Genomic DNA, 26,115 nt, shown 5'->3' with positions numbered 1-26,115 from the left:
TTTTGATAACGGGAGATTGTCTGGCCTGCAATTGTAGCCATGGTGCGCATGCTATTACGGCTGGCGATGCCACCATATTGTGGATATCACGACTGGCTGGGCACCAGATATTTGGATTTGGCGCAGTAAATCTTTGCTCTGGTACCCGCAAAGGCGATCACGCTACCGGTACGTGTCTGGCGCAGTGCATAGGGATCGTTGGGGTTCTCAGAGGTGAAGTGGAAGCCTGTGTTACGTTCAATGGCATCGGCCAGTTGCTGTGGCGTGCCGTTGAAGACGGCGCCGATGAATTCAGCAGGGCTGCTGCTATCGTTGACCAGTACATCGCTTAACTGAATGCCCCACAGATCGGTACCCGCTTGCCGGTTCCGGCTGGCGCTGAACCAGTAGGCGCCGCCGTCGGTCTTGTAGGGCATGCCAAAGGCGAGAAAAAGGTAATCGTAGAAATACTTGCTGTTGAGTTGATCCAGACACAGCAGGGCGCTACCGATCTCGATACCGAAAGTACCACTTGGGATGGCTTGTGCTTCATCCATGCTGGCAGGCATCAGCTGTGCCACCATCAGAATGGCGGCCAGCACTACTGAACGCGCATTGCGGTGCACGGTGAAGTACGAGAGACGACGGAGGTAGTTCAAACAGACTCCAGAATGCGCATGTCGGTCACATGCCAAGTAAAACAATGCGCAAATTGTAGGAGTCTTTTGTGTTTTTGGCTAATTAATGCTTGTCGGAAATTGGTCTGGAGTTGCTTGAACGGCCCGACTTGAGTACGGTCTCGCCGCGCTGGGATGCTTCGAGTTTGCCGCTGAGGCTACCCAGGCCATCGACGAACGAGGCAATGCCGGTCCCCTTGATCATGACGCAGGGTTTGCCCATTTTCTTGCACAACTGTTTCACCAGATGATAGGCATTATGGCTGATATTGCCAGAGGCGCACAGGACGAGATCGGCGCCGCTGAGCATCGGCTGCAAGCGATGCAGGCTATCTTCGCGACCGCCGTCATGGTGAAGGAAACGGCCACAGCGGGCTTCGATAGCGACGCGATAATGATTGCGGGCACCGGTCAGGCCGCCCACGCAAAGGACACTGCGATCATTCAGACTGAAGCCTGTTGTATTGACCAGATTGTCAGTCTGCTGTCTTGTTTGTGATGGAGCAGCACGATGCATGAATACCTCGGTAGTCGCAAAGAATAGCTGCAGACTAACGCGTCCCTGCTGTGCTGCGAACGAAGATATTGGCATCTGGATATACAGTTTTTGCTGCTACTTATCCCGGCCGCTCCAGAATCAGACTGGCTTGCCCGTCAAGTGCTCTGCCTCGGCACCATGCGCCGGCTCTGGTGTACCTGCCGCATAGCGGCGCGCCAGTGCTGCGCATAACATCAGTTGCATCTGGTGGAATACCATGATCGGCAACAGCACGATACCCACACCGCTACCGGCAAACAACACTGATGCCATCGGAATCCCCGACGCCAGTGATTTTTTCGAACCGCAAAATACCAGCACGATTTCATCCGGCCGTGAAAACCTCAGCGCACGACTGGCATAGGTGGTCAGTACGATCACGCCGCCGAGCAGAATGGCATTGACCAGTACCAGCAACGCCAGCTGCTGTGGTGGAAACAGATGCCATACACCTTGTACAACGGCCGCACTGAATGCCGCATAGACGGCCAGCAGGATGCCGCCGCGATCGACCACCGCCAGCAAGCCCTTGTTGCGCGTCACCCATTCACCGATCCATGGCCGCAAGACATTGCCAAGCACAAACGGGAGCAACAGTTGCAGCAAAATCCCGGTGACTTGCTGCAATCCGTCACTGCCATCCTGATGACGATGCAGCAGCCAGGTCACCAGCAAAGGCGTGATGATGATACCCAGCAGATTTGAAGCGGTAGCGCCACAGATCGCAGCTGGGACATTACCGCGCGCAATCGAGGTGAAGGCAATCGATGACTGTACTGTCGATGGCAGCGTGCATACAAACAGAACGCCCAGCCACAGTTGCGGCGTCAGCAGGCCCGGTGCCACAGCCTGCAACAGCAAGCCCAGCGCCGGAAACAGAATGAACGTGCAGGACAGTGTCAGCAGGTGCAGGCGTGGCTGGCGAAAGCCAGAAAGCGCAGCCTCGCGTGACAGCCTTGCACCGTGCAGGAAGAACAACAGTGCAATGGCGATATTGCTGGCCAGATGCATGACATGTTCGAAGCTGCCGGTTGCGGGCAATATAGTTGCCAGCAGCACCGTACTCAGCAGAAGCAGCGTAAAGGTATCGGGGAGAAAACGTTTCATGATGATCAACCGAAGAATAAGAAATTAAGAAAACAGGATGCAGGCGCGGACTGGTTCCGGCACAGTAAGGCGATCTGACCTGCATGATAGGAAATCCTGCTATGATCGGGAACCCCTTTGATCGCGTTGACTGTTATCGGAATTGCCGATGATCGAAGGTTTTCTCACTGTCATGCAATCCGACGCTGCGCTATGCTCAACCCGATCTGGCTCAAGACATTCGTTACCGTTGCGACCTCCAGCAGCTTCACGGAAGCAGGCCGGCGGCTTGGGCTAACCCAATCCAGTGTCAGTGATCACATTCGACGACTGGAAGAAAGCACCGGCCGCAGGCTGTTTGTGCGCGACACCCATTCACTGGCATTGACCGCCGATGGCGAAAGTCTGCTGGTGCACGCCCGCTTGATTCTCGAGGCGCACGCCCGCGCCGAGGCGCAATTGAGCGCGCCGCGCCTGCGCGGACGGGTGCGCTTCGGTACCTCAGACGATCTGGCCATGGGGCCACTGCCAGACATGCTGGCCGCATTTCGTAATCAGCATCCTGAAGTCGAGCTGGAAATCACGATCGGTCTGACCAGCGAGTTGTATCGGCGTTTTGATAATGGCGATCTGGATCTGATTGTCGGCAAACGCTGGCCCGGCGAGCAGCGTGGTCAGCCCATCCTGCGCGTGCCGCTGGTGTGGCTGGGACGCCCGGAATCGGTGGTGGATCTGAGCCAGCCCTTACCGCTGATTCTCTTACCGGAACCGAGCGTGACTAGGGCGGCTGTACTCAATACCCTGGGTGTGGCTGGGTACCATTGGCGTATTGTCTGCACCAGTGGCAGTCATGCTGGCTGTATGGCGGCTGCGCGTGGTGGGCTGGGGTTGACGGTGTTGCCACAAACCATGATGTCACGCGAGCTGAGTCTACCGCTCAATCACGCCAGCCTGCCGGTGTTTCCTGTGGTGGAATATGTGGTGCTGGGTGCACGGCGGCTGAGTCGGCCAGCCGATAGTCTGCTGCAGATTCTGTTAGCCAGCGAGTTGTATCTGCGCTAATCCGGTCGTGCCGGGAGGCTACATGGTCAGGCGTCAACCACCAGATCGGCCCGGTACAGAGCGCGCAGGCGACGATCGACGAAGTAGCCACCTGCTTCGGTGTAACGCAGGTAATGGCGGCCGCAATGGGTGCAGACGGCGACTTGACAGCGGTTGTACGGGAAGTGTTGCGGTGCGATCGGCGCTTCTGGTGATTCGTAGCGCGTACCGGCCGGATGATATTCCTTGAAGCTGGGTTCATCGTAGGGATCTGCCAGCAAGGTGCCGATGTCCTGCAACAAGTGTTCTGGAAACGAGAGTGGTGTACTGACCCAGCCCGCAGTGACAGCCTGTGTGCAATCACAACTGGCAGTGACGGCAGCACTGCGTTTAGCCAGTGCGCACAGGGCATTGCTATCGAGCAAGGGGAGTGAAGCAGACATGGTGATGTGTGTGGGGGGGCGACAGTAATGTGATTTCAGTCATGCGATGTCAGAATTATTTACCGCCGAAGGCAATCCGTCCACCTTGCAAATGGGCCGTGCCGCCACCCAGGCTGCTGAGGATCGGCCAGGTTTGACGTCCGATCTTGATTTCGACCCCTTCAAACACCGCTTTGATGACGACCACTGAGGCTGAATCGGCGGCAATCAATTCCTCTTTCATCTCGGTCTGCACCGCGACCAGATCCTTGACTTCCTGCGCCACGATCTTGCGCTGATGCTCGATTTCTTCATGCTGCGCCGGGCTGCTTTTTTCGGGATGTTGCTTGAAATAGCCGATCTGTTTGATGATGCGGTCCAGCTCATCGAGTTTTTTCTGGAAGTTATGTTCAGCATCACGCAGCTTTTCTTCCAGATAAGGGTCATGTCCAACCTGAATCTTGGTCAGATTGCCTGTCGGTGAGCCCAATGTAATGGCTTTGACCGTCAGTGTCGCCTGTGCTTTACCACCGATGATCTGACCCAGTTTGGGGTTGTTTTTGCCGACGATGATTTCATTGCCGGCCATCATGTCGCATTGTCGAGCATTACCAGCGATCATGATGGACTCGCGTGCCTCAATCACCGCGCTCTCGGCAAACAGGGCCTGCACCGAGCCTTCGCAATGCAAGCGTGCCGACACGGCTGTGCCACCGGGCTGCGACTCGGCCATGCCGATGATGCCGCCATTGACAGTGATATTGCCACCAGCCTGAATCTCGGCGGCTTCTACCGTACCCTGCACGAAGACATCGCCAGTCACGCGCAAACGCATACCGGTCTTGACATCACCCTTGACCTTGACTGTGCCGGAGAACTCCATATTGCCGGTGCTGAGGTCGATATCATCCACAATGACGACCGGATTGATCTTCACCCCGTTGGAGATCAATGTTGGCTGACCGGCGATTGCTGCAATCAGGAGATTGGGGTCGTCCGGGTGCAGTTCGGTACCGGAGCAGTCTTTGTTGAATTCGACTTCCGCCACGGGCGGCGGATTGACTTCCTCGCCTTTGATATTCATGCCAATAGTGCCGTGATCGGTGGGGATGCGACGCATCACGGGATCGCCCACATTGGTGAGCAGCATATGGCTGATATCGGCATAGTTGATGATGGCATCGTCGTCGATTTCTTCCTCATCTTCGCCACTATCGAGCAGGCTTTCGAAGCGAGCAGGTGTGCCCATTACGGCCTCATCACCTTGGGCAATGAGGAGTTTGTCGCAGGAACCTTCTTTGAGGGCGGCGCGCAGTTTGTCGTGCAAAATCCCGTGTATGATGCCGCGCAGGCGAATATCGGTGAGTACCTCGATTGCCTTGGCGCGGCCGCCTTGCGGTGGGATTAGCGTGAGGTAGGCCGACATCAGGTCATTACTGACTTCGAGGACATACTCGCCGTCACGACGCTCGCCGATCTTCATGGAGACGGTTTCCGTTGCACTCATGGCACTGGCCACGAAATAGTTGATCGCAACGTCATCGATACTCAGTTTGGTATATCTGCCGTCCTCAAGCGCCTGTTTCACGAGGACCAGATTAGGAAGAAGTGCACCTTCCATTGGCGTATAGACTGCCGTCAATACACCGCTGACTCTGTCGAATTTGAGCGACAGTGATTGCGGGCTGATTTGTTCCATGTTATTTCTCGACAGTCTCAATCCAGGAGCCCGACGGATCGATCTGCAGACCTTCAGGCTTTTTGTTGTGTGGCAAGATGATCCTGTAAATTGCCATTTAGTACAAGGGCTGTTTCACCACGGCCACTGTGTTGTTAAAACGATAATGATGGAAGAAAACATGATGGAAAGCGCGCATGCGCGCTACGAAGATGGTCGTCGTAGCACTCTGATCAGCATTGTGGTCAATGTTACTCTCACTACGTTGCAGATATTGACTGGTCTGTTTGCAGGCTCGCAAGCCCTGATTGCCGATGGTGTTCATTCGCTGTCTGATCTGGTGGCTGATTTTGTCGTGTTGCTGGCGGCCAGACAAAGCCGCAATCCAGCCGATGAAGATCACCAGTACGGTCACCAGCGCTTTGAAACCGCGGCCTCGCTGGCGTTGGGAGCCCTATTGCTGGCGGTCGGTACTGGCATGCTGATATCGGCCTATTTCAAGGTGCAGGCACCGGCGGCGCAGACGGTACATATGGCTGCGTTCTGGGTGGCGCTGGCAACGCTGGCCAGCAAGGAACTGTTGTTCCGTTACATGCTGCGTATCGCTGAGCGTCTGCGCTCCAGCATGCTGGTAGCCAATGCCTGGCATGCGCGTTCGGATGCGGTTTCATCGCTGGTAGTAGCACTCGGCATTGGCGGCAATCTGCTGGGCTTTCATTTGCTGGATCCGATTGCCGCATTGGTGGTTGGCTTGATGATCGTACGTACCGGTTGGCTATTCTTTTGGCGGGCATTGAACGATCTGATGGACAAGGCCGTCTCGGAAGAAGAGTCAGAAGCGATTCGCGCGACCTTGCTGGCGACACCGGGCGTGTTCGGTCTACATGATTTGCGCACCCGCAAGATGGGTGATCTGACCATCGTCGATGTGCATCTGGAGCTCGATGGCAATCAGACCGTCACTGCCGGTCATGCGATTGCTTCACTGGCGCGGCAACGGGTGATGGAGCAGCATCAGGTGCTTGACGTGATGACGCATGTGGATCCTGTAGGACATATTGAATAAGCCACGAATTCGAAGGCCCACATAAAGGCTTATTCCAGATCCCATTGCACGTCCTCGAAGGCGTGCACCAGAAAGTCGATCGTGGCCCTTACCTTCGCCGGCAGGTGGGTGCGACTCGGGTAGACCGCATAGATACCCAGTTCTCCACACCGGTATTGCGGCATCAGCTGCACCAGCCTGCCGGCACGGATGTGTTCACTGAGCATGAAGCTGGGTTGGCGGGTAATGCCGATTCCAGCCACTGCCGCAGCAGCGCAGGTGTCGCCGTTATTGGCATGCATCCTGACATTGGTCTTGATACTGACTGAACCCTCGGGGCCCTCGAACTGCCAGTCATCCTTGTCAGGTGAATAGGTATAGCCCATCACCGCATGATCCTTGAGATCATGCGGATGTTGTGGCGTTCCGTGGCGCTCCAGATAGTCTGGCGAGGCACACAGCAGAATCCGGGTCGAAGCCAGCTTGCGATAAATCAGTGAAGAATTGGGTAACTGTGCAATACGGATCGCGAGGTCATAGCCTTCTTCGACGATATCGACGATCCGGTCCGAGAGGGTGATATCCAGCCGTATTCCCGGATAGCGCTGTAGCAGGCAGGGCCAGACCCGCGTCATGTGCAGTACGCCAAAGGACTGCGGCGCGTTGATCCGTAACAATCCGGTCGGATCGGAAATGCCGGCACCGATGACCTGATCGGCTTCTTCCAGTGCGGTGACGATTTGCTTGCATCGTTCCAGGTACAAGATTCCGGCTTCGGTCAACGAAAGACGGCGCGTCGTGCGTTGCATCAGGCGCGCGCCGAGTCTGGCTTCCAGCTCAAGAATGGTACGCGATACCGCGGCCTTGGAGATATTGAGCGCATCAGCCGCCTTGACGAAGCTACCAAGCTCGGCGACAGCAATAAAGCATTCGATTTCGCGCAGTTTATTCATGTGCTTGGTGCGATCTCATCGTTAGGCGGCGGCTGTCAATGGCGTCAGTAACGCGGCGCCACTGCCAAAGGCAAAGGCATCCATGCGCAGACTATGATAAGTCGAACCGGTATCGAGATGCTGCAATCTGGTCCAGTCGTCGGCCGCGCCCATGGCAAAGAACAGCGTCAGCAAGTGTTCATCGGTAGGGTGGTTGCGCACTGCATGCGGCGCGCTGGTGCGGTAATCCAGCAATGCCTGCAGTTTGCCCGCTTCCATCTGTTGCAGGAACCAGTGCAAAAATTGTAGCGTATGCGGTGCTGAATCACTGCCATCGGACTCAGCTGCATTGCGCTGTAGTTCGCGCAGATTGTGGGTAAAGCTGCCTGAACCGATCAGCAGCACGCCTTCTTTTGCCAAAGGTGCAAGCAGTTGACCGACACGATAGTGATAGGCCGGTGGCATCTGTGGCTGCAGCGAAAGTTGCAACACGGGAATGTCAGCCTGTGGATACAGATAACGCAGTGGCACCCAACTGCCATGATCGAGTCCCCAGCTATCGTCGGTCTGGGCCGGTAGTCCGGCATCCTGCAGTAGTGCGACGATGCGCATCGCTAGATCGGGAGCACCAGTGGCTGGGTAGTCCAGCGTGTACAGTTGCGATGGAAATCCACCGAAATCATGAATCACTTTCTGCTTGAGCAGATTGCCCACCCTCGGGGTTTGTGTAGACCAATGTGGAGAGACCACCACGATTGCCTTGGGACGCGGCAGGTACTGTCCAATCTGGTTCAGCAATGGCCCTGTGCGGCCCGGCTCCACGGCCAGCATTGGCGAGCCATGTGAGACAAACAGGGAAGGTAATGTGGTCGACATGATCAGACTCCGACAAGTTGATCGGGGGCGAGGCCCCCGGGGACATCAGACGTCATGTACGCAAACATGACGCGGTAAGGTTTTCAGGGGGCGAATGGCTGCAAACCTTTCGCTGAAAACCATCATTATGCGGCGCTTTTTCCACCCCGACGTTGCAGCGCGAAGGCGCCATTGCCGAGCAGGGTGATGGAAATCAGGGCCACGATCCACATTGCCAGATACTCCCAGCCGCCGTTTGGATTATTGAAGAAGAAGCCATTTTTCGCATGGACCGTGATAATCGCACCCAGCAGGTCGATTGCCAGTGGAATTGCCACCAGGTCAGCGTAAATGCCCAGTACCAGTGCCAGACCGCCGACGACTTCCAACAGAATCACTAGATACGCCATTACACCCGGCAAGCCCAGCGATTCAAAAAAAGCGACGGTACCTGGCAAGGTAAAGACAAAAATCTTGAGACCGGCGTGGATCAGAAAAAACAGACCAGTCGTCACGCGCAGCAGGAAGGCAGCGTAATCGGCTTTGGTATTGAAGGTAGTGGTGGGCATGATGGCTCCAGAGTTGAGAGAAGCCGACATTGGCTTCGATGGAGACACTGTAAGCAAAAGCAGGAGGGGAATAAATGTGGGACAGCGGGATTGATTGTCTCGTATGAATTGACAATCGCCCCCGCTCCAGGGAGATTATGACTCAGTCTTCGGTTTGGCAGCTTCGCGGCGGTTGAAGCCTTCTACCATGTCAAAACGGAACAAACGGCATTCCAGTGCCCCGTTGAAGAAGGGGGTCTTGCGTGCTTCTTTGAGTCGCAGCAGCTTGGGCAAGCCCAGATCGGCGGAGAACAGGAACACGCTCCAGCCAGCAAAGCGCTGCTTGAGTGTGGTGCCAAAGGCGCTGAAAAATGAGGCAAACAATTCCTCGGTGGGCAGCGCACTGTCCCCACGCACGCCGATACGCTCGCCATAGGGCGGATTGGTCAGCATGATGCCGACTGCCGGATTGCCGTTGGCATCCAGTGGTGGCTTGACCTCTTGTGCTTCGATCTGCTTGAGCGGTACCTCGAACTGGATGCCGGCCTTGCGCAGGTTGTTGCGTGCAATATTGACCATATCGCCGGAAATATCGCTGCCAAAAATGGTGGGAACGGAGGGTAGCGCCTGTGGCTTGAAGTCGCCCTTGATGGCCAGCCAGGCATCGGCGTCGAAGTTGTCGAATTTCTCAAATGCAAAACGCCGGCGTGCGCCTGGAGGAATGCCCGCCAGCATCTGTGCCGCCTCGGCCAGAATGGTGCCGGAGCCGCACATGGGATCAAACAGCACCATACCGGGCTTCCAGCCACTGGTCCGTAGCAGACCGGCGGCCAGATTTTCGCGCAATGGTGCGTCACCGGTGTCTTCGCGCCAACCGCGCTTGAACAGGGCCTCGCCGGAGGTATCCAGATACAGCGTGAAATTATGGGCGTCAAGGAAGCCCGAGATGCGCATATCCGGGGTCTTGGTATTGACCGAAGGCCGTTCGTCAAAGCGCTCGCGGAAGCGATCGCAGATGGCATCCTTGATCTTCAGGGTGGCAAATTCCAGGCTGCGCAGCGGCGATTTGACGGCGGTCACGTCGACCCGAATGGTATGGGAGACCTGGAACCAGTTCTCCCATTCCTGTTCCAGCGTCAGATCGTAGATATCGTTTTCGTTCTTGTAGGAGCCGTGGGCCAGTCGCAGCAGCACGCGGCTGGCAATGCGCGAGCGCAGATTGAGCTGATACGCGCCCAGTATCGTGCCTGAGCAATGCACGCCGCCCGGGACCTGATTGTGCACCTTGAGTGCGGCAGCCGGGCCGGCATAAGCGGCAATTTCATTGAGTTCTTCGGCCAGCGCGATTTCCAGCCCGCGCGGACAGGGGCAGAAATAGGAGTACGAGTGCGAACGGGATGCAGCAGGGGAAGTGGTCATAGGGGTACCTTTTGTCCGTTGGTGATTCAAAAGAGGAGATGCAGCAAGGAAACTGAATCGACATTCAATGCTACCGCGTCGCTCCCGCCCACGCGAGGAACGACGCTTGATACGATGCTTGATACGTTGCTAATTACAACACTTGTGTGCGCTTATTTGCGCTTATTCGCCCTTTTTTTCGGCAAAGGCGCGTTCGACGAAATCGAGTCTGTCCTGGCCCCAGTAGCCTTCGCCATCGACGATATACCAGGGGGCGCCAAAGACGTTGGCGGCGGACGCTTCTTCCGTGAATCGGTCAAACTCGGCCTGCACACTGGCAGTCTCAGAGGATTTGAGCAGAGTGACACCGTCATGGCCCAGCTGGTCTGCGATGGCTTGCAGAACGGCATTGTCGGCGATGTTCTTTTCTTCTTCCCAGATTGCACGCATGACCGCACCGGTCAGCGCGAGTGCTGCATTGGTGCCATGCGCGAGCTGCGTGGCAATGATCAGTCGTGCCGCCGCATCACTTTGAACCGGGAAGTAAGTCGGTTGAATGTTCATTGGCTTATCCAGGAACTGGCTCCAGCGTGCCAGCTCCTTGAGCCGATAAGCCTGCCGTTGCGGCGCACGCTTGGCCAGAGGCAAACCACCAGACTGACCGAAAACCTTGCTCAGATCAAAGGGTTTGAGTGCAATCTGAACGTCGTATTGCTTGGCCAGTGCAACCAGGCGTTCATGCCCCAGATAGGCGAACGGAGAGTGTGGCGCGAAAAAGTATTCACAAACCTTGCCCATGAGGGACTCCATCGTTGAAGAAAATTGCAGAAGAAAGTTGAAGAGCCATTTCAGAATGGCTTGACCACAACCAGAATCACGATCACCAGCAGCAATAATACCGGTACTTCATTGAACCAGCGAAACCAGACATGACTACGCTTGTTGTTGCCGTGTTCAAATTTTTTCAATAATGAACCACAGGCATGGTGGTAGCCGATCACCAGCAGCACCAGTAGCAATTTGACGTGCATCCATGCATTTCCCGGTCCCATACCGACGCCATAACCAAGAAACATCCACAGCCCCAGCACAAGTGCCGGTATTGCCAGAATGGTGGTGAACCGATACAGGCGGCGCGCCATGCCAAGTAATCGTTCCCGGCTCACGGTGTCGTTCTCTTGCGCCAGATTGACAAAGAGTCTTGGCAGATAGAACAAACCGGCAAACCAGGAGGCGATAAAGACGATATGCAGGGCTTTGATCCAGAGATACATAAGCGTTCCTTGGCAGACGTTGGTGGCGCCAGCGTCGCTGCTGGCGTAACGGGTATTACTCTTATTACGGGAATTACTGGCGAACCTGACCTTGTCCGAGCACGATATATTTCAGCGAGGTCAGTCCTTCCAGGCCGACCGGCCCCCGGGCGTGAAGTTTGTCATTGGAAATCCCGATTTCTGCGCCGAGTCCGTATTCGAAACCATCGGCAAAGCGGGTCGATGCATTGACCATGACCGACGCAGAATCAACCTCACGCAAGAAGCGCATGGCGCGGCTGTAGTCTTCGCTGATGATGGCATCGGTGTGCTTGGAAGAATAGGTGTTGATATGGGAGATGGCTTCATCCAGGTCGGCAACGATCTTGATGGCCAGGATCGGTGCCAGATATTCGGTGGTCCAGTCCTCTTCTTGTGCTTCCTTGAGCAAGGGGTAGCCGGCCAGAATCTGATGACTCTCAGGGTCAGCACGCAGCTCAACTTCCTTGCTCAGATAGCGCTCGGCCAGTTGCGGCAGAACAGTCGCAGCAATGGTGCGCGCTACCAGCAGTGTTTCCATCGTATTGCACGTGCCATAGCGATGACATTTGGCGTTAAATGCCACATCCAGTGCCTTTTGCAGGTCGGCCTTGTCATCGATGTAGACATGGCAGATACCGTCCAGATGCTTGATCATGGGGACGGTCGCTTCTTTGATCAGGCGCTCGATGAGGCCTTTACCACCGCGGGGCACGATCACATCGACATACTCGGGCATGGTGATCAGTGCGCCAACGGCGGCGCGGTCGGTCGTCTCTACCACTTGCACCGCATCGGCCGGCAAGCCAGCGTCGACCAGTGCTTGTCTGACCAGTTTAGCCAGTGCCTGATTGCAGTGAATCGCTTCGGAGCCACCGCGCAGAATGGTGGCATTACCACTCTTGATACAGAGCCCGGCCGCGTCTACCGTGACATTGGGGCGGGCTTCATAGATGATGCCAATGACACCGAGCGGGACGCGCATTTGACCAACCTGAATACCGCTGGGGCGATATTTCATATTCGATATTTCACCAATCGGATCCGGCAAGGCAACAATCTGCTCCAGACCTTCCGCCATGGTGGCAATCGCTTTATCCGACAGCGTCAGTCGATCCAGCATGGCGTCTGACAGACCGTTGGCACGTGCCGCAGCCAGGTCTTGCTGATTGGCCGCACGCAGCTGCTCTGCTTCACGACGAATCGCAGCAGCCAGCAGGCTGAGTGCCCGGTTCTTGGTGGCACTATCGGCACGGGCCATGGCGCGCGAAGCTTGTCGCGCGCGCTGGCCGAGTTGGGTCATGGTGTGTTGAAGTTCGGTCGTCATGAATGGATTCTTACAAAGTAGTCAAATGCCGCGCGCCAGTTTCAGCCCAAGTTGCGACAAGGCATCCCAGGCATCGCCGGAAAAAGCCTTGGCACGCAGGCCTTTGACCATCTTATCGATTTGCGCCGCATCTCGCAGCGCGTTTTGCAGTGTGGACAGGCTAATGCGGCGCAATGCCGGCTCCATCAGCTTTTCACGCGGCCCCCAGATGCGGTACTCCTTGAGAAGTACACCTAATGGCTTGCCTTGACTCATTGCCGACTTTAGCTTGAGCAGGGTGCGCACTTCTTCGGCCACAGCCCAGAGTACCAGCGGCAAGGCCTCGCCTTCACCCTTGAGTCCGTCCATCATCCGCACCAGACGGGCACAGTCGCCGGAGAGCATGGCTTCGTTGAGCTTGAATACATCGTAGCGCGCCACGTTGAGTACGGCATCATGGACTTGCTCGAAACTGAGTTTGCCGGGCGGATGCAGCAGCGCCAGTTTCTGGATTTCCTGATGCGCCGCCAGCAGATTGCCTTCGACCCGATCCGCAATGAAGTCCATGCATTGGCGATCAGCACTTTGCTGTTGCAGCGCCAGTCTGTTGTTGATCCAGCCAGGCAGCTGAGCACGTTCTACCAGCGGTATATCGATGTAGACGCCTGCCTGTTGCAGGCTACCGACCCATGCTGCTTTGGCGGTTGCCCAGTCGAGCTTGGGCAGGCTGATGATGGTCAGATTGTCTGGATTCAGATTGGACACGTATTCCTGCAGTGCCTGACCGCCATCCTTACCCGGCTTGCCCGTTGGTATACGAAGTTCAATCAGTTTCTTGTCACCAAACAGGGATTGCGATTGATTGGCTGCCAGCAGCTGACCCCATTTGAAACTGCGCTCCACCACCAGCACATCCCGTTCGGTATAACCGTTGGCGCGCGCTGTGCGGCGAATTTTGTCGGCCGCTTCGAGCGCGAGCAGATGCTCATCGCTGGCGATCACATAGAGTGTTGCCAGCGATTTGCCGAGATGGGCGTCAAGTGCGTCGAGCCGCAGTTGCATGGTTTAAGCGACCACTTTACTGACTATTTTCTTCGTTAGCGGCCTTGGGCTTGAAGGCTGCCAGACGGCGTAGCAATTGCAAGACGACATCTTGCTGCATGGCCGTGTAGAGTGAGCCTTCTTCGACCTGCTTAGACAGATCCTGATTGGGATTGTAGGTAATCTGGTCATGCATGACGATCTCAAACGGCAGCATGGCGACTGATCCGTCTTTGTTCACCAGCTGGAAGCGGTAGCGATCATACAGCGCATATTGACGTACATTACCGGAGGTATCCAATGCATCAATTTTCTTTTCGCGCTTCTCTGACAGAAGCTGGAGGGTCACTTCAGCTTCGGCCTGGGTTTGCGTCACGACCACTCCGCTCAGACGGATCTGGCGCGAGAGTTCGATATCCATGGGCGTGTTTCTTGGCAACGACAGATAAATCGATTTGAACGCCAGGTCTGGTGCGCCGCGCAGATGAAAGCCGCAGGCGCTCAGCGTGAGCACCGTCGCCAGGGTCAGCAGCCAGTGAATCGCCTTGCGTTGATGAAGTTGAAATGCCATGTCAGTTTCCGTGGTCAGGTTCGAGGGCAGGTTCTTGTTCGGTTCTTGTCAGGGACGTTATCAGGCAACAATGTTAATCAGCTTGCCGGGAACGACGATGACTTTCTTCGGTGCGCCGGTCAGGAATTTTTGCACGTTTTCGTTAGCCAGCGCCATCGCTTCGATCGCTGCGCGATCTGCATCCTTGGCAACGGTAATGCTGCCACGCAGTTTGCCGTTGACCTGCACCATCAGTTCGATCTCGCTTTGCTCCAGTGCGCTGTTGTCCACCTGCGGCCATGCGGCATCAAGGATGTCGCCTTGCTGGCCGGCAAAACCCAGTTCCTGCCACAGCACATGGGTGATGTGCGGGGTGATCGGGTTAAGTACACGCAGGAAGATCGAAGCGCATTCTGCCAGCACGGCATTGGCGGCCGGGCTGTCTTCCAGTTTGGCAGCTTCGAGCGTGTTGAGCATCTTCATGCAGGCAGAGACCACAGTGTTGTACTGGATCCGCTTCAGGTCGTGATCGGCCTGTTGCAGGATCTTGTGTACTTCACGGCGCAGCGTTTTCATGGCGTCGCTCAGCTGTGCTGCATCAATACTGCCGGCCTCCTGAATGCGCGCTGCGTTCTGGTAAGAAAATGCCCAGACCCGGCGCAGGAAGCGGTTGGCACCTTCGACACCGGCGCCAGACCATTCCAGCGTTTGCTCCGGCGGTGCAGCGAACATGGTGAACAAACGGGCAGTATCGGCGCCGAACTGGTCGATCTGCGCCTGCGGATCGATGCCGTTGTTCTTGGACTTGGACATCTTCTCGGTACCGCCAATGGCGACCGGCTGGCCATCCGACTTCAGGATGGCAGAGACCGGACGGCCCTTGTCGTCAAAACTGAGTGTGACATCGTCAGGGTTGATCCAGGTCTTTTTGCCGGACGCATCTTCGCGATAATAGGTTTCGTTGAGCACCATCCCTTGGGTGAGCAGGTTGGTAAAGGGCTCGTCGAACTTGACCAGGCCGAAGTCACGCATGACCTTGGTCCAGAAGCGTGCATACAGCAGATGCAGTACGGCGTGTTCAATCCCGCCGATGTACTGATCCATCGGCATCCAGTAGTCGTTGCGGGAATCGACCATGGCATCGTTGCTTTGCGGCGAGGTGTAGCGCATGAAATACCAGGACGAATCGACAAAGGTATCCATGGTGTCGGTTTCGCGACGGGCAGGCTTGCCGCATTGCGGGCAATCGACGTGCAGGAATTTTTCATGCTTGTTGAGCGGATTGCCGCTGCCATCCGGGACGCAGTCTTCCGGCAGGACGACCGGCAAATCTTTTTCTGGAACCGGTACGTCGCCGCAATCGGCGCAGTGGATGATGGGGATTGGTGTACCCCAGTAACGCTGACGTGAGATCCCCCAGTCGCGCAGACGGAAGGTGACTTTCTTTTCGCCCAGACCTTGTGCTGCCAGATCGGTAGCAACCGCTTCAACTGCGGCTTGATAACCGAGGCCGTCATACTTGCCGGAGGCGATGATGCTGCCGCTTTCCTTGTCGCCATACCATTCCTGCCAGGCATCGGTGGAATAGTCTTTCCCTGCGACAGCAACGACCTGCTTGATCGGCAGATTATATTTCTTGGCAAAGGCAAAATCACGCTCGTCGTGCGCCGGGACGCCCATCACGGCGCCATCACCATAGGTGATCAACACGTAGTTACCAATCCACACTTCGACCTTGGCACCAGTCAGCGGATGGGTGACGAACAGGCCAGTTGGCATGCCTTTCTTTTCCATCGTTGCCATGTCGGCTTCGATGACGCTGCCTTTTTTGCATTCGGCGATGAATTCAGCCAGTGCCGGATTGGATTTCGCAGCGAAGGTCGCCAGCGCATGTTCCGGTGCCACGGCACAGAAGGTCACGCCCATGACGGTATCGGCGCGGGTGGTGAAGACCCACAGCTTGCCGTCATTGATCAGCTTGCCGTCTTCGGCGATGTCATGCGGGAAGGCGAAACGAACACCAGTCGACTTGCCGATCCAGTTTGCCTGCATCAGGCGAACGCGTTCCGGCCAGCCCGGCAGCTTGGTTTCGACATGCTCCAGCAGCTCATCAGCGTAATCGGTGATCTTGGCGTAGTACATCGGAATTTCACGCTTTTCGATCAGCGCACCAGAGCGCCAGCCGCGGCCATCGATGACTTGCTCATTGGCCAGCACGGTCTGATCAATCGGATCCCAGTTCACGGTACCGGTTTTTTTGTAGATGATGCCTTTTTCCAGCATCTTGAGGAACATCCACTGGTTCCACTTGTAATACTCGGGCGTGCAGGCAGTCATCTCACGCGACCAGTCGATCGCCAGTCCCATCGACTGCATCTGCTTCTTCATGTACTCGATATTCGAGTAAGTCCATTGTGCTGGCGGCACGCCGTTGGCCATGGCGGCGTTTTCTGCCGGCATGCCGAACGCATCCCAGCCCATTGGCATGAGCACGTTGTAGCCGTTCATGCGCAGGTAGCGATACATCACGTCGTTGATCGTGTAGTTACGCACATGGCCCATGTGCAGCTTGCCCGAAGGATACGGCAGCATGGAGCAGGCGTAGAACTTCTTCTTGTCGCGGCCGTTCTTGTCTTTTGCGTGCTCGACGGTCCGATAGGCGTTGCTCGAAATCCAGTGCTGTTGCGCGGATTGTTCTACTTCTGCGGGGCTGTATTTATCTTGCATGACGGATGAGGCAAAGGAAAGATCGAAACCCAGCATTATACCGGCTCACCCTCGTGACGACGCAGTTCTGTGTTGTTAGTGCTGGAGCCCGGTTTTGGGCCCGATAATGAGAATAATTTCTCTGGTGAAATATTCCGTGAGGCTGCTAACGCTAAACGTCATCGGCCGGTAACAAAGCGCTGGCAAGATGTAATCGTTTTCATTTTGTTCCATACGCTTGTGCCACCCTCTATTAAAGAAGTTGCCCAGTCCGCTGGTGTCTCCACTGCCACTGTATCGCGCCTGCTCAATAATCCTGCGGCAGTCAGCAGCGAGACCGCCGAACGGATTCAGCAGGCCATCAGTCAGCTCGGCTTTCGTCCCAATTTCAATGGGCGTAACCTGCGTGCCGGCAAGTCGCGCACCATCGGTGTCGTGGTCCCGACCTTGTCCAATGCGGTCTTTGCTCAGTGTCTGCAAGGTATCGAACTGGCAGCGCGGGAGCTCGACTATTCGGTCATGTTCACTGCGACAGAATATCGCCAGGAAGAGGAGGCCGCCGCCGTCGAATTGTTACTTAGTCATCGCGTTGACGGGGTGATTCTGACTGTCGCCGACGCGAGCAGCAGTAGCACGCTGGACGTGCTGGATCGCGAAGCAATTCCCTATGTCTTGACCTACAACCAGCCACAGCAGGGCGAGCGTCTGTCGGTTGCTGTGGATAACCGGGCGGCCGCCTTTGATGCTGTAGCCCACCTGATTGCGTTGGGTCATCGGCGGATTCAGATGTTGAGCGGATATTTTCATGCCTCCGACCGTGCCTTGCAGCGTTATCACGGTTACCTGGAAGCGATGCGCATGTACAGCTTGACGCCGATGCCACCGATCGAAGTGGCGCGCCATACGGCAAGCAGTCTGAGTTTGTTTGTGGAAGGCGGCGATTTGTCTGCATTGACAGACCCGCAGCTGCGTCCTGAGGCCTTGTTCTGCTCCAATGACCTGCTGGCGCTGGCTGCCATCCGTGATTTGCGCAAGCTGGGATTGGATGTGCCACATGACATATCGGTCATGGGCTTCGACGGGATTGCGCTGGGCGAATTGATGTCGCCAGTCTTGTCCAGTATGGTGCAACCCTCCGAGCTGATCGGTGCGACGGCACTAAGGACCCTGATTGCCGCGATCTCTCCGGGCGCAACATCGGTTCCCGTTTCTGCCATTTTGCCCCACACGCTTCGTCATGGTGCCTCGGTACGCAGGCGCCATGCTTCCAACCAGGCTTTTGTTGCCTCCTTCATTTCTCTCTGATCGAAAGGAAATTCCATGCATTTCGCTCGACTTGTTCAGCGCCTTGCCCGCGGCGCAGCAATGCTGGCCGTACTGGCATTGCCAACCTGGGCCATGGCACAAAACGCCATCTGTTACAACTGTCCACCCGAATGGGCAGACTGGGCTACACAAATCAAGGTCATCAAGGAAAAGACCGGTATCACGGTGCCACCTGACAACAAGAACAGCGGCCAGGCGCTGGCGCAGATACTGGCAGAAAAAGCCAGCCCGGTAGCTGACTTTACCTATGTAGGTGTGACCTTCGGGATTGAAGCGAAGAAGCAGGACATCATTGCCCCCTACAAACCAGCCGGTTGGGATGAAGTGCCCGCTGGCTTGAAAGATCCACAAGGCTACTGGACCACGATTCATTCTGGCACTATGGGCTTGATGGTCAACGTTGACGCACTGCGAGGCAAGCCGGTACCGCATTCCTGGCAAGATCTGCTCAAGCCAGAATATAAGGGCTTGATCGGTTATCTGGATCCGGCCAGTGCCTTTGTCGGCTATGTTGGTGCAGTGGCGGTGAACCAAGCCTTGGGCGGTACGCTCGACAACTTCACGCCTGCTATCAATTATTTCAAGGCCCTGCAGAAGAACTTGCCGATCGTTCCCAAGCAGACTTCTTATGCACGCCTGCTGTCGGGTGAAATCCCGATTCTGTTTGGCTACGACTTTGATGCCTATCGTGCCAAATACAAGGATCATGCCAATGTTGCTTTCGTGATCCCCAGCGAAGGCAGTGTGAGCGTGCCTTACGTGGTGAGTCTGGTCAAAAATGGTCCGAATCAGGCCAATGCCAAGAAGGTGCTGGACTTCCTGCTGTCCAACGAAGGCCAGGCAATCTGGGCCAATGCCTATCTGCGTCCGGTGCGTGCCTCTGCCATTTCCAAGGAAGCGCAAGCGCACTTCCTGCCTGCGGCTGACTATGCACGCGCCAAGTCGATTGATTACGGCAAGATGGCTGAAGTGCAGCGTCAGTTCAGCGAGCGTTATATGGCTGAAGTGAAGTAAGCATGTCGTTGCACATTTCTCAATCAGAGAGCGGTCAGCCAACCGCTCTTCGCAGGCCCGCCAGTCGTGGCGCAGATACACGCCATCTCTGGTGGTGCGCTGCGCCAGCCATGACCCTGTTTGCCGCATTCTGGCTGCTGCCGATGATCCGTCTGATCGGGGTCGGCGCTAGCGGGCCTACAGGTGCTATGGCCTATGTCGCGGTACTGACTAATCAGCATTATTTGAACAGTCTGATTGCCACCTTGTTGCTGTCCCTATTGGTGACGGCAGTGACACTGGCTATTTCTGCGGTGGTCGGCTTGTTTTTGCAGCGCAATCGCTTTCCCGGCAAGTCCCTGCTGGTTGCCATGTTGACCTTCCCGCTAGCGTTTCCCGGCGTGGTGGTGGGTTTCATGGTGATCATGCTGGCGGGACGTCAAGGTCTCATTGGTGCGTTGACCGACAAGTTGTTTGGTGAACCGCTGGTGTTTGCCTACTCCTTGTCGGGGCTGTTTCTGGGCTATTTGTATTTTTCTATTCCCCGCGTGATTCTGACGGTGATTGCCGCTGCTGAAAAACTCGATCCTTCGCTGGAAGAGGCTGCCCGCTCACTTGGTGCGAGCACATTCCGGGTTGCCCTCGATGTCGTGGTGCCGGGCTTGACACCGGCGTTGATTTCTTCTGGCGCAATCTGCTTTGCGACCTGCATGGGCGCATTTGGTACGGCCTTCACGCTGGCCACCAGTATTGATGTGTTGCCGATGTCGATCTACAACGAATTCACCAGCTATGCCAACTTCGCCATGGCAGCTGCGTTGTCGATTGTGCTGGGCCTGATTACCTGGTTGGCGCTGGCATTGGCACGATCCCTGTCCGGCAATGATGTGCCGGCGGCGGCATGAGGAGCCGACGATGAAGAGACAAACCTCCAAGGTACTGCGGTTCTATCTGCAATTGAGTTTTACGCTGATAGTGTGTGCCTTCCTGATCGTGCCAGTATTCCTGTCGGTACTGGCGGGACTGACCGATAACGTATTTGTCGGTCTGTCCAGCGGCTTCACCTTGCGCTGGGTAGCGCAGGTCTGGAACACCTATCAATTGACCATCTGGCGCTCGATCGTGATCGCACTCGCCTGTCTGGTCGTGACGGCTTTGCTCGGTGTGCCGCTGGCCTACATGCTGGCGCGCTATCGGGGTGGCAACAGCCGTGTGGCGAGACTGTTCGAGGAGTTACTAATGATGCCGGTAGCGGTGCCCGGGCTGGCGACTGCATTGGCATTGATCATGGCCTATGGGCAATATCGCGCGCTGCGCGGCAGCATGGTATTCATTCTGATCGGCCATGTCCTGTTCACTTTGCCCTTCATGGTACGGCCCGTATTGGCAGTGATGCAATCCTCGCAATTGGCCGTTTTGGAGGAGGCTGCTGCGAGCCTTGGTGCGACGCGCCTGCAACGCTTTCTTGGCGTGGTGATTCCCAATGTGATGTCGGGCATTCTGGCGGGTGCACTCATGGTGGTGACCTTGTCCATTGGTGAATTCAATATCACCTGGATGTTACACACGCCGCTGACCATGACGCTGCCGGTTGGGCTGGCTGACAGCTACGCATCCATGCGGCTGGAAGTCGGGTCAGCCTATACGTTGATCTTTCTGTTCATGATTATTCCCCTGCTGATTGCCATGCAATGGGTCACGCAGACTACACAAGCAAGAGTACGACTATGAGTGCGTTAGTTTCCAATACAGTATCCAAAGCAGATTCCGGATCAGTCTCGATCAAGCTGATCCAGTGTTCCAAAACCTTCGGCAACGGCGCACCTGCGCTGGAGCCAATTGATCTGGAAGTGCATCCCGGTGAGACACTGGTCTTGCTGGGACCTTCCGGCTGTGGCAAGACCACCACGCTACGGATGATTGCCGGGCTGGAGTTTCCGGATGCCGGTGGTCGTATCCTGTTTGGCGACGAAGATGTGACTGACTTGCCGATTGAACGTCGTGGTGTGGGCATGGTGTTTCAGAGCTACGCACTGTTCCCCAACATGACCGTTGGTGAAAATATTGCCTACGGACTCAGGATTCGTGGCATCGCTGCCGCTGAACGCTTGACCCGCATTGATGACTTGCTGGAGTTGGTCCAATTGCAGGGCTTTGCTCAGCGTCGGATTGATCAACTCTCTGGCGGGCAGAAACAGCGAGTCGCACTGGCGCGCGCATTAGCTGTCGAACCGAGAGTGTTGCTGCTTGACGAGCCGCTCACGGCGCTGGACGCCAAGTTGCGCGAATCGTTGCGGGCAGACCTCAATAGCCTGCTACGCAAGCTCGGCATTACGGCTATCTATGTCACCCATGATCAGGGTGAAGCGATGGCGCTGGGTGACCGCATTGTGGTCATGGAGCGCGGCAGGATTGCGCAGATTGGTAGCCCGCAAGAGATCTACTATCAGCCTGCCAACCTGTTTGTTGCTGATTTTATTGGCAACATGAATCGGATTAGCGGTGCGGTTCAGGATGGTCAGTTGCAAACTGTTGCCGGTACCTTGGCGCTGCCTGAGCAGCAAACGCCATTGCAACATGGAGCGCAGGCGACGGCGATGTTTCGGCCGGAAGATGTCCAGCTTGCGGTACCTGATGGCAGCGGCGAAGGACTGGATGGATGCATCATGTCGAGCTTCTTCATGGGCGACAGGACCCGGCTGATGATCGATGTCGGGCAAGCTTTGCCGATCATCGTCGATGCCAGTGGTCGTGTCAGCTGGCACGCCGGCGAACGTGTCAACTTGCGCATTGCGCCGCAGGCCATGTTGGGTGTGTTGCCATCACCAACTGACAATCAAGGAGTGCCATCATGATTCTCTGTCAGATTTCCGATTTACATATCAAGGCACACGGCAAGAAATCCTATCGCGTGGTGGATACCGCTGAGAGCTTGCGGCGCTGTATAGCGCAGGTCAATACACTGCCCCAGCGCCCGGATCTGGTGGTGTTCACTGGTGATCTGGTCGACTTTGGACACCCCGATGAATACGCCATGTTACGTACTCTGCTGGCGCCACTGCAGATGCCGTATTACCTGTTGCCCGGCAATCATGATGAGCGACAGGCATTGCGTGCAGCGTTTCCCGAGCACACGTATTTACGGCAAAGCGAGACCGAACGGATTGACTATGTGATCGAACAACATCCAGTGCGCATCGTTGCGCTCGATACAGTGATTCCCGGACAAAGCAATGGCGCGTTGCCGCAGGCAAGCCTGCAATGGCTCGATGAAGTGCTCGCGCAACAGCCGCTGCGGCCGACCGTGATTGTCATGCATCATCCGCCGTTCAAGACGGGTATCGGCCATATGGATAAGATTGGTTTGGCACAACCACAGGCACTGGCTGCAGTGGTCCAGCGTCATCCTCAGGTGGAGCGCGTTTTATGCGGTCATTTACACCGACCAATACAGGTCCGGTTCGGTGGCACGATTGCGTCGACCTGTCCTGGCGTGGCGCATCAGGTGGTGCTGGATTTGTCGGATGAGGCGGCATCCCAGTTTGTTATGGAACCTCCGGGATTCCAGCTGCATGTATGGGATCAGGATGCCGGAATGATCAGTCATACCGCTGTCATCGGCCAGTTTGACGGCCCTTATCCGTTTTACGACGGTGATGCGCTGATTGACTGATCGAAATCTGAGGATGTTAGGCGGTATTCATCAGAGCAGCGACAGTTTCAGCGTCGCTGCTTCTTCATAATCTTCGCAGCGCTCGTTGATCATCGCTACACAGAATTGCAGCTCGTCAATAATCTCAGGCGCTGCCTGGCGCAGCTTGTCGCTGTGGGTCACTTCAATGGTCAGCACTTCGTCTGGCTGCAGCACGAATTGACTCATGCCATCGTCATCGCGCAGATAACTGAGGCAGTCGATCCAGGCATTCATGTTGTTGCCGTAGAACTCTGGAAATCCAAAAACTGCTGCGCAGTGGGCATGAAAACTATCCCAGTCGGTAATGAGTTCGCCGTTCAGGCGTGCGGTTGCCATGGTTATTGTTTGGCCGGATCAGGCTTGGGATCGGTCACAAAACCGATCTTGGTCAGCCCGTTGACCTGTGCTGCGGACATGACTTCGGCAATCATTTCATAGCGGGTTGCCTTGTCGGCACGCAGCTGTACTTCGGGTTGTGGTTCACGGCGCGCAGCGACGACCATACGCTGCTTGAGACCTTCCAGACTGACGGGCTGGTCTTGCCAATAAACCTTTCCTGCCGCATCAATGGAAATGCTGATAGTTTGCGGCTTCTCTGGTGACGGATTGGATTTTGCCGTGGGCAAATCCAGTTGCAAGGCGTGTGTAAACATCGGCGCTGCAAGAATGAAGATCACCAGCAATACCAGCATCACGTCAACCATCGGGGTGACGTTGATTTCCGCCATCGGCGCGCTGTGCTGGTTATCGTTGAAGCCGCCGAAACTCATGCTTGCCCCTTGTTCACGCGTTCACCGGTGGTCAGATAAGCGTGCAAATCATGGGCAAAGCCATCCAGCTCTGCCAATGTCAGACGATTGATACGGGTAAAGGCGTTGTACGCCAACACGGCCGGGATCGCCACTACCAGACCCAGTGCCGTCATGATCAGCGCTTCACCGACCGGGCCAGCCACCTTGTCGATCTGGACGGTGCCGCTGCTCGATACCGCGACCAGTGCATGATAAATACCCCATACCGTACCGAACAGACCGACAAATGGCGCCGTCGACCCGACAGATGCCAGCAGGGTCAGCCCGCGTTCGAGTCGTGCTGAAACGCGGTTGATTTCACGGCGTAAAGTGCGTGTGATCAGTTCACCTGGATCGGTTGATGAGTTTAGCGATGGTGTGCCTTGCTGCTTGGAGGAGATGCTCGCGGCTTCTTCGGCATGCAAGGCCAGCGGTGTATAGACTTCTTCACTATCGATCTGCTGCATGACCGCGATCGCATAGGTCAGTGTGGGTGCCTTCCAGAAGCTCTCGAGTGCATTGCTGCTGCGACGAATGCGCCATGAGCTCCAGGTCTTGGCGAGGATGTAAAACCAGCTGGCGATCGACATCAGCAGCAGAACATAAGCGACCGAGTGCGAAACCGCATCACCTTGCGCCCAGTAATGGGCAAATCCAACGCTATCTTCCATGGTTTTCTCTAGTGCCTGTTTTTTGTACTACACGTACATGTTGAACAATAGGTTTCCGATTGTTGCGTGCAAGATGGCATCGCCGTCTTGCACCAAGCTGCACGCTGCAATCAGTCAACTCCGTGACGCAATTGCAGGCAGAACGACTTATTTCAGACCCAGCACATCCTGCATATCGAACAAGCCGTTTGACCGCTCTGCCAGGAAGCGTGCGGCACGCAGGCTGCCATGGGCGTAGGTGACACGGCTTGAGGACTTGTGGGTAATTTCGATACGCTCACCAATGCCCGCAAACAGGACAGTATGGTCGCCCACGATATCGCCCCCGCGTACGGCTGCAAAGCCGATGGTGGAAGGGTCTCGTGGACCAGTGATGCCTTCGCGTGCATACACGGCGACATCTTCAAGCTTTTTGCCCTGTGCTTCGGCGATGACTTCACCCATTTTCAGGGCTGTTCCCGACGGTGCATCGACCTTGTGCCGATGATGGGCTTCGATGATCTCGATGTCATAGCCTTCAGCGAAGCTCTTGGCTGCCATTTCCAGCAATTTCATCGTGACATTGACACCGACGCTCATGTTGGGCGAGAGCAGGATGGCTGTCTTTTGTGCCGCAGCAGCGATCACTTCCTTGTGCTCAGCTTCCAGGCCAGTGGTGCCAATGACCATCTTGATGCCGTGTGCCGCACAGTATTGCGCATGCTTTACGGTACCTTCCGGACGGGTGAAGTCGATCAGTACATCCGCACCACGCAAGCCTTTTTCCAGATCGGATTCAATCAGGACGTTGGCTGGCGTACCAAGAAATGCAGCGGCATCAATCCCGAGATTGGCGGAGCCGGGTACATCGAGAGCGCCAGTGAGGATCATGTCATCGGATTGCTGCACGGCTTCGATCAGCATACGTCCCATGCGGCCAGATGCACCAGCGATGGCGATTTTCAGTTGTGTCATGTTGCTCAAAAATTAGCGTTGATTACTTTGGAGACGGGGCAAGTGGGGTATCGGAGGTTTCCGGCATTGCGTCCTTGTGGCTGCCGGCAATCATCGAGAGATATTCCGACTCGGTTGGCAGATCGTCGCCACCCTCGAACTTTTCCAGCAGATTTTCTTTGAAAAAGACGGATACGCGGCTGCTCACCAGTTCACCATTACGCTTGAGTAGATGAAATTCGTATTCCCAACGATCGGAGTGGAACAGGTCGGTCAGGAGCGGCGTACCAAGTACGAAACGCACCTGATCCTTGGTCATGCCTGGACGCAGTTGGGCCACCATCTCTTTCGAGACAAAGTTCCCTTGCTGGATGTCGACACGATAAGGTGTCAGAAAATCAAGGCCGAACAGGCCGCCCTTGCCCTTGACAACTTGCACCCCGTTGGAGGACGCAGAGGACGGTTGGTTATCGGCCGGACTCTTGGTGGCGCAACCGGACACCAGGGTGGTCAGCACCATCAGTGCCAGTGCGGTTATACGGGATGAAGGCAACATTTGCATAAAGATTTCAATTGGTTGAGCAATTATGCTAAAACGCTATATGATAAAGCA

Annotated in this window: 28 protein-coding genes; 8 read left to right on the top strand and 20 right to left on the bottom strand. The window is 55.9% G+C overall.

Annotated elements, in window-relative coordinates:
* Window positions 1-86 precede the first annotated feature (86 nt).
* The 3 genes from FHW66_RS10580 to FHW66_RS10570 form a co-directional block, all read right to left on the bottom strand.
* Window positions 87-638 (bottom strand): hypothetical protein, encoded by a 552-nt coding sequence (locus FHW66_RS10580; RefSeq protein ID WP_255458920.1) that lies wholly within the window; start codon window positions 636-638, stop codon window positions 87-89.
* A gap of 82 nt (window positions 639-720) precedes the next feature.
* Window positions 721-1,248, bottom strand: a complete 528-nt coding sequence (locus tag FHW66_RS10575; RefSeq protein ID WP_370543443.1) for a DUF2325 domain-containing protein — start codon at window positions 1,246-1,248, stop codon at window positions 721-723.
* 45 nt (window positions 1,249-1,293) lie between these two features.
* Window positions 1,294-2,301, bottom strand: a complete 1,008-nt coding sequence (locus tag FHW66_RS10570) for a bile acid:sodium symporter family protein (RefSeq protein ID WP_183379759.1) — start codon at window positions 2,299-2,301, stop codon at window positions 1,294-1,296.
* Window positions 2,302-2,493: 192 nt separating this feature from the next.
* On the opposite strand from FHW66_RS10570, the gene FHW66_RS10565 reads away from it, so the two are divergent.
* A complete protein-coding gene (locus tag FHW66_RS10565; protein WP_183379758.1) occupies window positions 2,494-3,342 on the top strand; it encodes a LysR family transcriptional regulator in 849 nt (282 codons plus the stop codon).
* Window positions 3,343-3,368: 26 nt separating this feature from the next.
* Here the strand turns inward: FHW66_RS10565 and FHW66_RS10560 are convergent, their stop codons facing one another.
* On the bottom strand, window positions 3,369-3,764 hold the full coding sequence (locus FHW66_RS10560; protein WP_183379757.1) for a hypothetical protein: 396 nt from the start codon (window positions 3,762-3,764) through the stop codon (window positions 3,369-3,371).
* Window positions 3,765-3,819: 55 nt separating this feature from the next.
* Window positions 3,820-5,442, bottom strand: a complete 1,623-nt coding sequence (locus FHW66_RS10555) for a DUF342 domain-containing protein (RefSeq protein WP_183379756.1) — start codon at window positions 5,440-5,442, stop codon at window positions 3,820-3,822.
* A gap of 160 nt (window positions 5,443-5,602) precedes the next feature.
* On the opposite strand from FHW66_RS10555, the gene FHW66_RS10550 reads away from it, so the two are divergent.
* Entirely contained in the window at window positions 5,603-6,487 is an 885-nt protein-coding gene (locus FHW66_RS10550; RefSeq protein WP_255458919.1) for a cation diffusion facilitator family transporter, read from the top strand.
* A 29-nt stretch (window positions 6,488-6,516) separates the two neighbouring features.
* Here FHW66_RS10550 and FHW66_RS10545 read toward each other — a convergent pair whose 3' ends face one another.
* The 10 genes from FHW66_RS10545 to leuS form a co-directional block, all read right to left on the bottom strand.
* Window positions 6,517-7,419: a LysR family transcriptional regulator gene (locus FHW66_RS10545; protein WP_183379754.1), complete on the bottom strand. Its 903-nt coding sequence runs from the start codon at window positions 7,417-7,419 to the stop codon at window positions 6,517-6,519.
* Between the two features lie 21 nt (window positions 7,420-7,440).
* Complete coding sequence (locus tag FHW66_RS10540) at window positions 7,441-8,274, bottom strand: dioxygenase (RefSeq protein WP_183379753.1); 834 nt, start codon at window positions 8,272-8,274, stop codon at window positions 7,441-7,443.
* 125 nt (window positions 8,275-8,399) lie between these two features.
* Window positions 8,400-8,822, bottom strand: coding sequence for a DoxX family protein (locus FHW66_RS10535; protein WP_183379752.1), 423 nt, complete (start codon window positions 8,820-8,822; stop codon window positions 8,400-8,402).
* Between the two features lie 135 nt (window positions 8,823-8,957).
* Window positions 8,958-10,220, bottom strand: coding sequence for a class I SAM-dependent RNA methyltransferase (locus FHW66_RS10530; RefSeq protein WP_183379751.1), 1,263 nt, complete (start codon window positions 10,218-10,220; stop codon window positions 8,958-8,960).
* 162 nt (window positions 10,221-10,382) lie between these two features.
* The gene (locus FHW66_RS10525) at window positions 10,383-10,997 is read right to left on the bottom strand and encodes a 2-hydroxychromene-2-carboxylate isomerase (RefSeq protein ID WP_183379750.1); all 615 of its coding nucleotides are present in this window, start codon (window positions 10,995-10,997) and stop codon (window positions 10,383-10,385) included.
* Window positions 10,998-11,047: 50 nt separating this feature from the next.
* Window positions 11,048-11,473 carry a CopD family protein gene (locus tag FHW66_RS10520; RefSeq protein ID WP_183379749.1) on the bottom strand — a complete coding sequence of 142 codons (426 nt, stop codon included), beginning with the start codon at window positions 11,471-11,473 and terminating at the stop codon, window positions 11,048-11,050.
* A 73-nt stretch (window positions 11,474-11,546) separates the two neighbouring features.
* Complete coding sequence (locus FHW66_RS10515; RefSeq protein WP_183379748.1) at window positions 11,547-12,818, bottom strand: glutamate-5-semialdehyde dehydrogenase; 1,272 nt, start codon at window positions 12,816-12,818, stop codon at window positions 11,547-11,549.
* A gap of 21 nt (window positions 12,819-12,839) precedes the next feature.
* Complete coding sequence (holA, locus tag FHW66_RS10510) at window positions 12,840-13,859, bottom strand: DNA polymerase III subunit delta (protein WP_183379747.1); 1,020 nt, start codon at window positions 13,857-13,859, stop codon at window positions 12,840-12,842.
* Window positions 13,860-13,875: 16 nt separating this feature from the next.
* Window positions 13,876-14,409, bottom strand: coding sequence for an LPS assembly lipoprotein LptE (gene lptE, locus FHW66_RS10505; protein ID WP_183379746.1), 534 nt, complete (start codon window positions 14,407-14,409; stop codon window positions 13,876-13,878).
* Window positions 14,410-14,469: 60 nt separating this feature from the next.
* Window positions 14,470-17,115: a leucine--tRNA ligase gene (gene leuS / locus FHW66_RS10500; protein WP_183379745.1), complete on the bottom strand. Its 2,646-nt coding sequence runs from the start codon at window positions 17,113-17,115 to the stop codon at window positions 14,470-14,472.
* 219 nt (window positions 17,116-17,334) lie between these two features.
* Between leuS and FHW66_RS10495 the strand changes: the two genes are divergently transcribed.
* The 6 genes from FHW66_RS10495 to FHW66_RS10470 are packed head-to-tail and all read left to right on the top strand — an operon-like array spanning window position 17,335 to window position 23,086.
* Window positions 17,335-18,399, top strand: a complete 1,065-nt coding sequence (locus FHW66_RS10495) for a LacI family DNA-binding transcriptional regulator (RefSeq protein WP_183379744.1) — start codon at window positions 17,335-17,337, stop codon at window positions 18,397-18,399.
* 60 nt (window positions 18,400-18,459) lie between these two features.
* Window positions 18,460-19,434, top strand: a complete 975-nt coding sequence (locus FHW66_RS10490) for an ABC transporter substrate-binding protein (protein WP_255458928.1) — start codon at window positions 18,460-18,462, stop codon at window positions 19,432-19,434.
* Between the two features lie 2 nt (window positions 19,435-19,436).
* Window positions 19,437-20,318, top strand: a complete 882-nt coding sequence (locus FHW66_RS10485; protein WP_183379742.1) for an ABC transporter permease — start codon at window positions 19,437-19,439, stop codon at window positions 20,316-20,318.
* A 10-nt stretch (window positions 20,319-20,328) separates the two neighbouring features.
* On the top strand, window positions 20,329-21,144 hold the full coding sequence (locus FHW66_RS10480) for an ABC transporter permease (RefSeq protein WP_183379741.1): 816 nt from the start codon (window positions 20,329-20,331) through the stop codon (window positions 21,142-21,144).
* Window positions 21,141-22,268: an ABC transporter ATP-binding protein gene (locus FHW66_RS10475; RefSeq protein WP_183379740.1), complete on the top strand. Its 1,128-nt coding sequence runs from the start codon at window positions 21,141-21,143 to the stop codon at window positions 22,266-22,268. The genes FHW66_RS10480 and FHW66_RS10475 overlap by 4 nt, the downstream gene beginning before the upstream one ends.
* On the top strand, window positions 22,265-23,086 hold the full coding sequence (locus FHW66_RS10470; RefSeq protein ID WP_183379739.1) for a phosphodiesterase: 822 nt from the start codon (window positions 22,265-22,267) through the stop codon (window positions 23,084-23,086). Before FHW66_RS10475 ends, FHW66_RS10470 begins: the two co-directional genes overlap by 4 nt.
* 30 nt (window positions 23,087-23,116) lie before the next feature.
* Here the strand turns inward: FHW66_RS10470 and FHW66_RS10465 are convergent, their stop codons facing one another.
* From FHW66_RS10465 to FHW66_RS10445, 5 genes are all read right to left on the bottom strand, one after another.
* Window positions 23,117-23,443 carry a barstar family protein gene (locus tag FHW66_RS10465; RefSeq protein WP_183379738.1) on the bottom strand — a complete coding sequence of 109 codons (327 nt, stop codon included), beginning with the start codon at window positions 23,441-23,443 and terminating at the stop codon, window positions 23,117-23,119.
* A gap of 2 nt (window positions 23,444-23,445) precedes the next feature.
* Window positions 23,446-23,877 (bottom strand): biopolymer transporter ExbD, encoded by a 432-nt coding sequence (locus FHW66_RS10460; protein WP_183379737.1) that lies wholly within the window; start codon window positions 23,875-23,877, stop codon window positions 23,446-23,448.
* On the bottom strand, window positions 23,874-24,569 hold the full coding sequence (locus tag FHW66_RS10455; RefSeq protein ID WP_183379736.1) for a MotA/TolQ/ExbB proton channel family protein: 696 nt from the start codon (window positions 24,567-24,569) through the stop codon (window positions 23,874-23,876). The genes FHW66_RS10460 and FHW66_RS10455 overlap by 4 nt, the downstream gene beginning before the upstream one ends.
* Before the next feature lie 147 nt (window positions 24,570-24,716).
* Window positions 24,717-25,523: a 4-hydroxy-tetrahydrodipicolinate reductase gene (gene dapB, locus FHW66_RS10450; RefSeq protein ID WP_183379735.1), complete on the bottom strand. Its 807-nt coding sequence runs from the start codon at window positions 25,521-25,523 to the stop codon at window positions 24,717-24,719.
* 22 nt (window positions 25,524-25,545) lie between these two features.
* The gene (locus tag FHW66_RS10445) at window positions 25,546-26,058 is read right to left on the bottom strand and encodes an outer membrane protein assembly factor BamE (protein ID WP_183379734.1); all 513 of its coding nucleotides are present in this window, start codon (window positions 26,056-26,058) and stop codon (window positions 25,546-25,548) included.
* Window positions 26,059-26,115: the final 57 nt, after the last annotated feature.

It is taken from the genome of Herbaspirillum sp. Sphag64, from assembly GCF_014192645.1.
GTDB lineage: Bacteria > Pseudomonadota > Gammaproteobacteria > Burkholderiales > Burkholderiaceae_D > Herbaspirillum.
This window is presented reverse-complemented; position numbering and strand designations above follow the sequence as displayed.

Excerpts from the sequence above, each read along its gene's own strand:
- FHW66_RS10490 (WP_255458928.1), top strand. The coding sequence starts at position 18,460 with ATGCTGGCCGTACTGGCATTGCCAACCTGGGCCATGGCACAAAACGCC.
- FHW66_RS10555 (WP_183379756.1), bottom strand. The coding sequence starts at position 5,442 with ATGGAACAAATCAGCCCGCAATCACTGTCGCTCAAATTCGACAGAGTC.
- FHW66_RS10545 (WP_183379754.1), bottom strand. The coding sequence starts at position 7,419 with ATGAATAAACTGCGCGAAATCGAATGCTTTATTGCTGTCGCCGAGCTT.
- FHW66_RS10485 (WP_183379742.1), top strand. The coding sequence starts at position 19,437 with ATGTCGTTGCACATTTCTCAATCAGAGAGCGGTCAGCCAACCGCTCTT.
- dapB (WP_183379735.1), bottom strand. The coding sequence starts at position 25,523 with ATGACACAACTGAAAATCGCCATCGCTGGTGCATCTGGCCGCATGGGA.
- FHW66_RS10565 (WP_183379758.1), top strand. The coding sequence starts at position 2,494 with ATGCTCAACCCGATCTGGCTCAAGACATTCGTTACCGTTGCGACCTCC.
- FHW66_RS10560 (WP_183379757.1), bottom strand. The coding sequence starts at position 3,764 with ATGTCTGCTTCACTCCCCTTGCTCGATAGCAATGCCCTGTGCGCACTG.
- FHW66_RS10470 (WP_183379739.1), top strand. The coding sequence starts at position 22,265 with ATGATTCTCTGTCAGATTTCCGATTTACATATCAAGGCACACGGCAAG.
- FHW66_RS10460 (WP_183379737.1), bottom strand. The coding sequence starts at position 23,877 with ATGAGTTTCGGCGGCTTCAACGATAACCAGCACAGCGCGCCGATGGCG.
- holA (WP_183379747.1), bottom strand. The coding sequence starts at position 13,859 with ATGCAACTGCGGCTCGACGCACTTGACGCCCATCTCGGCAAATCGCTG.
- FHW66_RS10530 (WP_183379751.1), bottom strand. The coding sequence starts at position 10,220 with ATGACCACTTCCCCTGCTGCATCCCGTTCGCACTCGTACTCCTATTTC.
- FHW66_RS10520 (WP_183379749.1), bottom strand. The coding sequence starts at position 11,473 with ATGTATCTCTGGATCAAAGCCCTGCATATCGTCTTTATCGCCTCCTGG.
- FHW66_RS10480 (WP_183379741.1), top strand. The coding sequence starts at position 20,329 with ATGAAGAGACAAACCTCCAAGGTACTGCGGTTCTATCTGCAATTGAGT.
- leuS (WP_183379745.1), bottom strand. The coding sequence starts at position 17,115 with ATGCAAGATAAATACAGCCCCGCAGAAGTAGAACAATCCGCGCAACAG.
- FHW66_RS10550 (WP_255458919.1), top strand. The coding sequence starts at position 5,603 with ATGATGGAAAGCGCGCATGCGCGCTACGAAGATGGTCGTCGTAGCACT.
- FHW66_RS10465 (WP_183379738.1), bottom strand. The coding sequence starts at position 23,443 with ATGGCAACCGCACGCCTGAACGGCGAACTCATTACCGACTGGGATAGT.
- FHW66_RS10540 (WP_183379753.1), bottom strand. The coding sequence starts at position 8,274 with ATGTCGACCACATTACCTTCCCTGTTTGTCTCACATGGCTCGCCAATG.
- FHW66_RS10475 (WP_183379740.1), top strand. The coding sequence starts at position 21,141 with ATGAGTGCGTTAGTTTCCAATACAGTATCCAAAGCAGATTCCGGATCA.
- FHW66_RS10535 (WP_183379752.1), bottom strand. The coding sequence starts at position 8,822 with ATGCCCACCACTACCTTCAATACCAAAGCCGATTACGCTGCCTTCCTG.
- FHW66_RS10445 (WP_183379734.1), bottom strand. The coding sequence starts at position 26,058 with ATGTTGCCTTCATCCCGTATAACCGCACTGGCACTGATGGTGCTGACC.
- FHW66_RS10525 (WP_183379750.1), bottom strand. The coding sequence starts at position 10,997 with ATGGGCAAGGTTTGTGAATACTTTTTCGCGCCACACTCTCCGTTCGCC.
- FHW66_RS10575 (WP_370543443.1), bottom strand. The coding sequence starts at position 1,248 with ATGCCAATATCTTCGTTCGCAGCACAGCAGGGACGCGTTAGTCTGCAG.
- lptE (WP_183379746.1), bottom strand. The coding sequence starts at position 14,409 with ATGGCATTTCAACTTCATCAACGCAAGGCGATTCACTGGCTGCTGACC.
- FHW66_RS10455 (WP_183379736.1), bottom strand. The coding sequence starts at position 24,569 with ATGGAAGATAGCGTTGGATTTGCCCATTACTGGGCGCAAGGTGATGCG.
- FHW66_RS10515 (WP_183379748.1), bottom strand. The coding sequence starts at position 12,818 with ATGACGACCGAACTTCAACACACCATGACCCAACTCGGCCAGCGCGCG.
- FHW66_RS10570 (WP_183379759.1), bottom strand. The coding sequence starts at position 2,301 with ATGAAACGTTTTCTCCCCGATACCTTTACGCTGCTTCTGCTGAGTACG.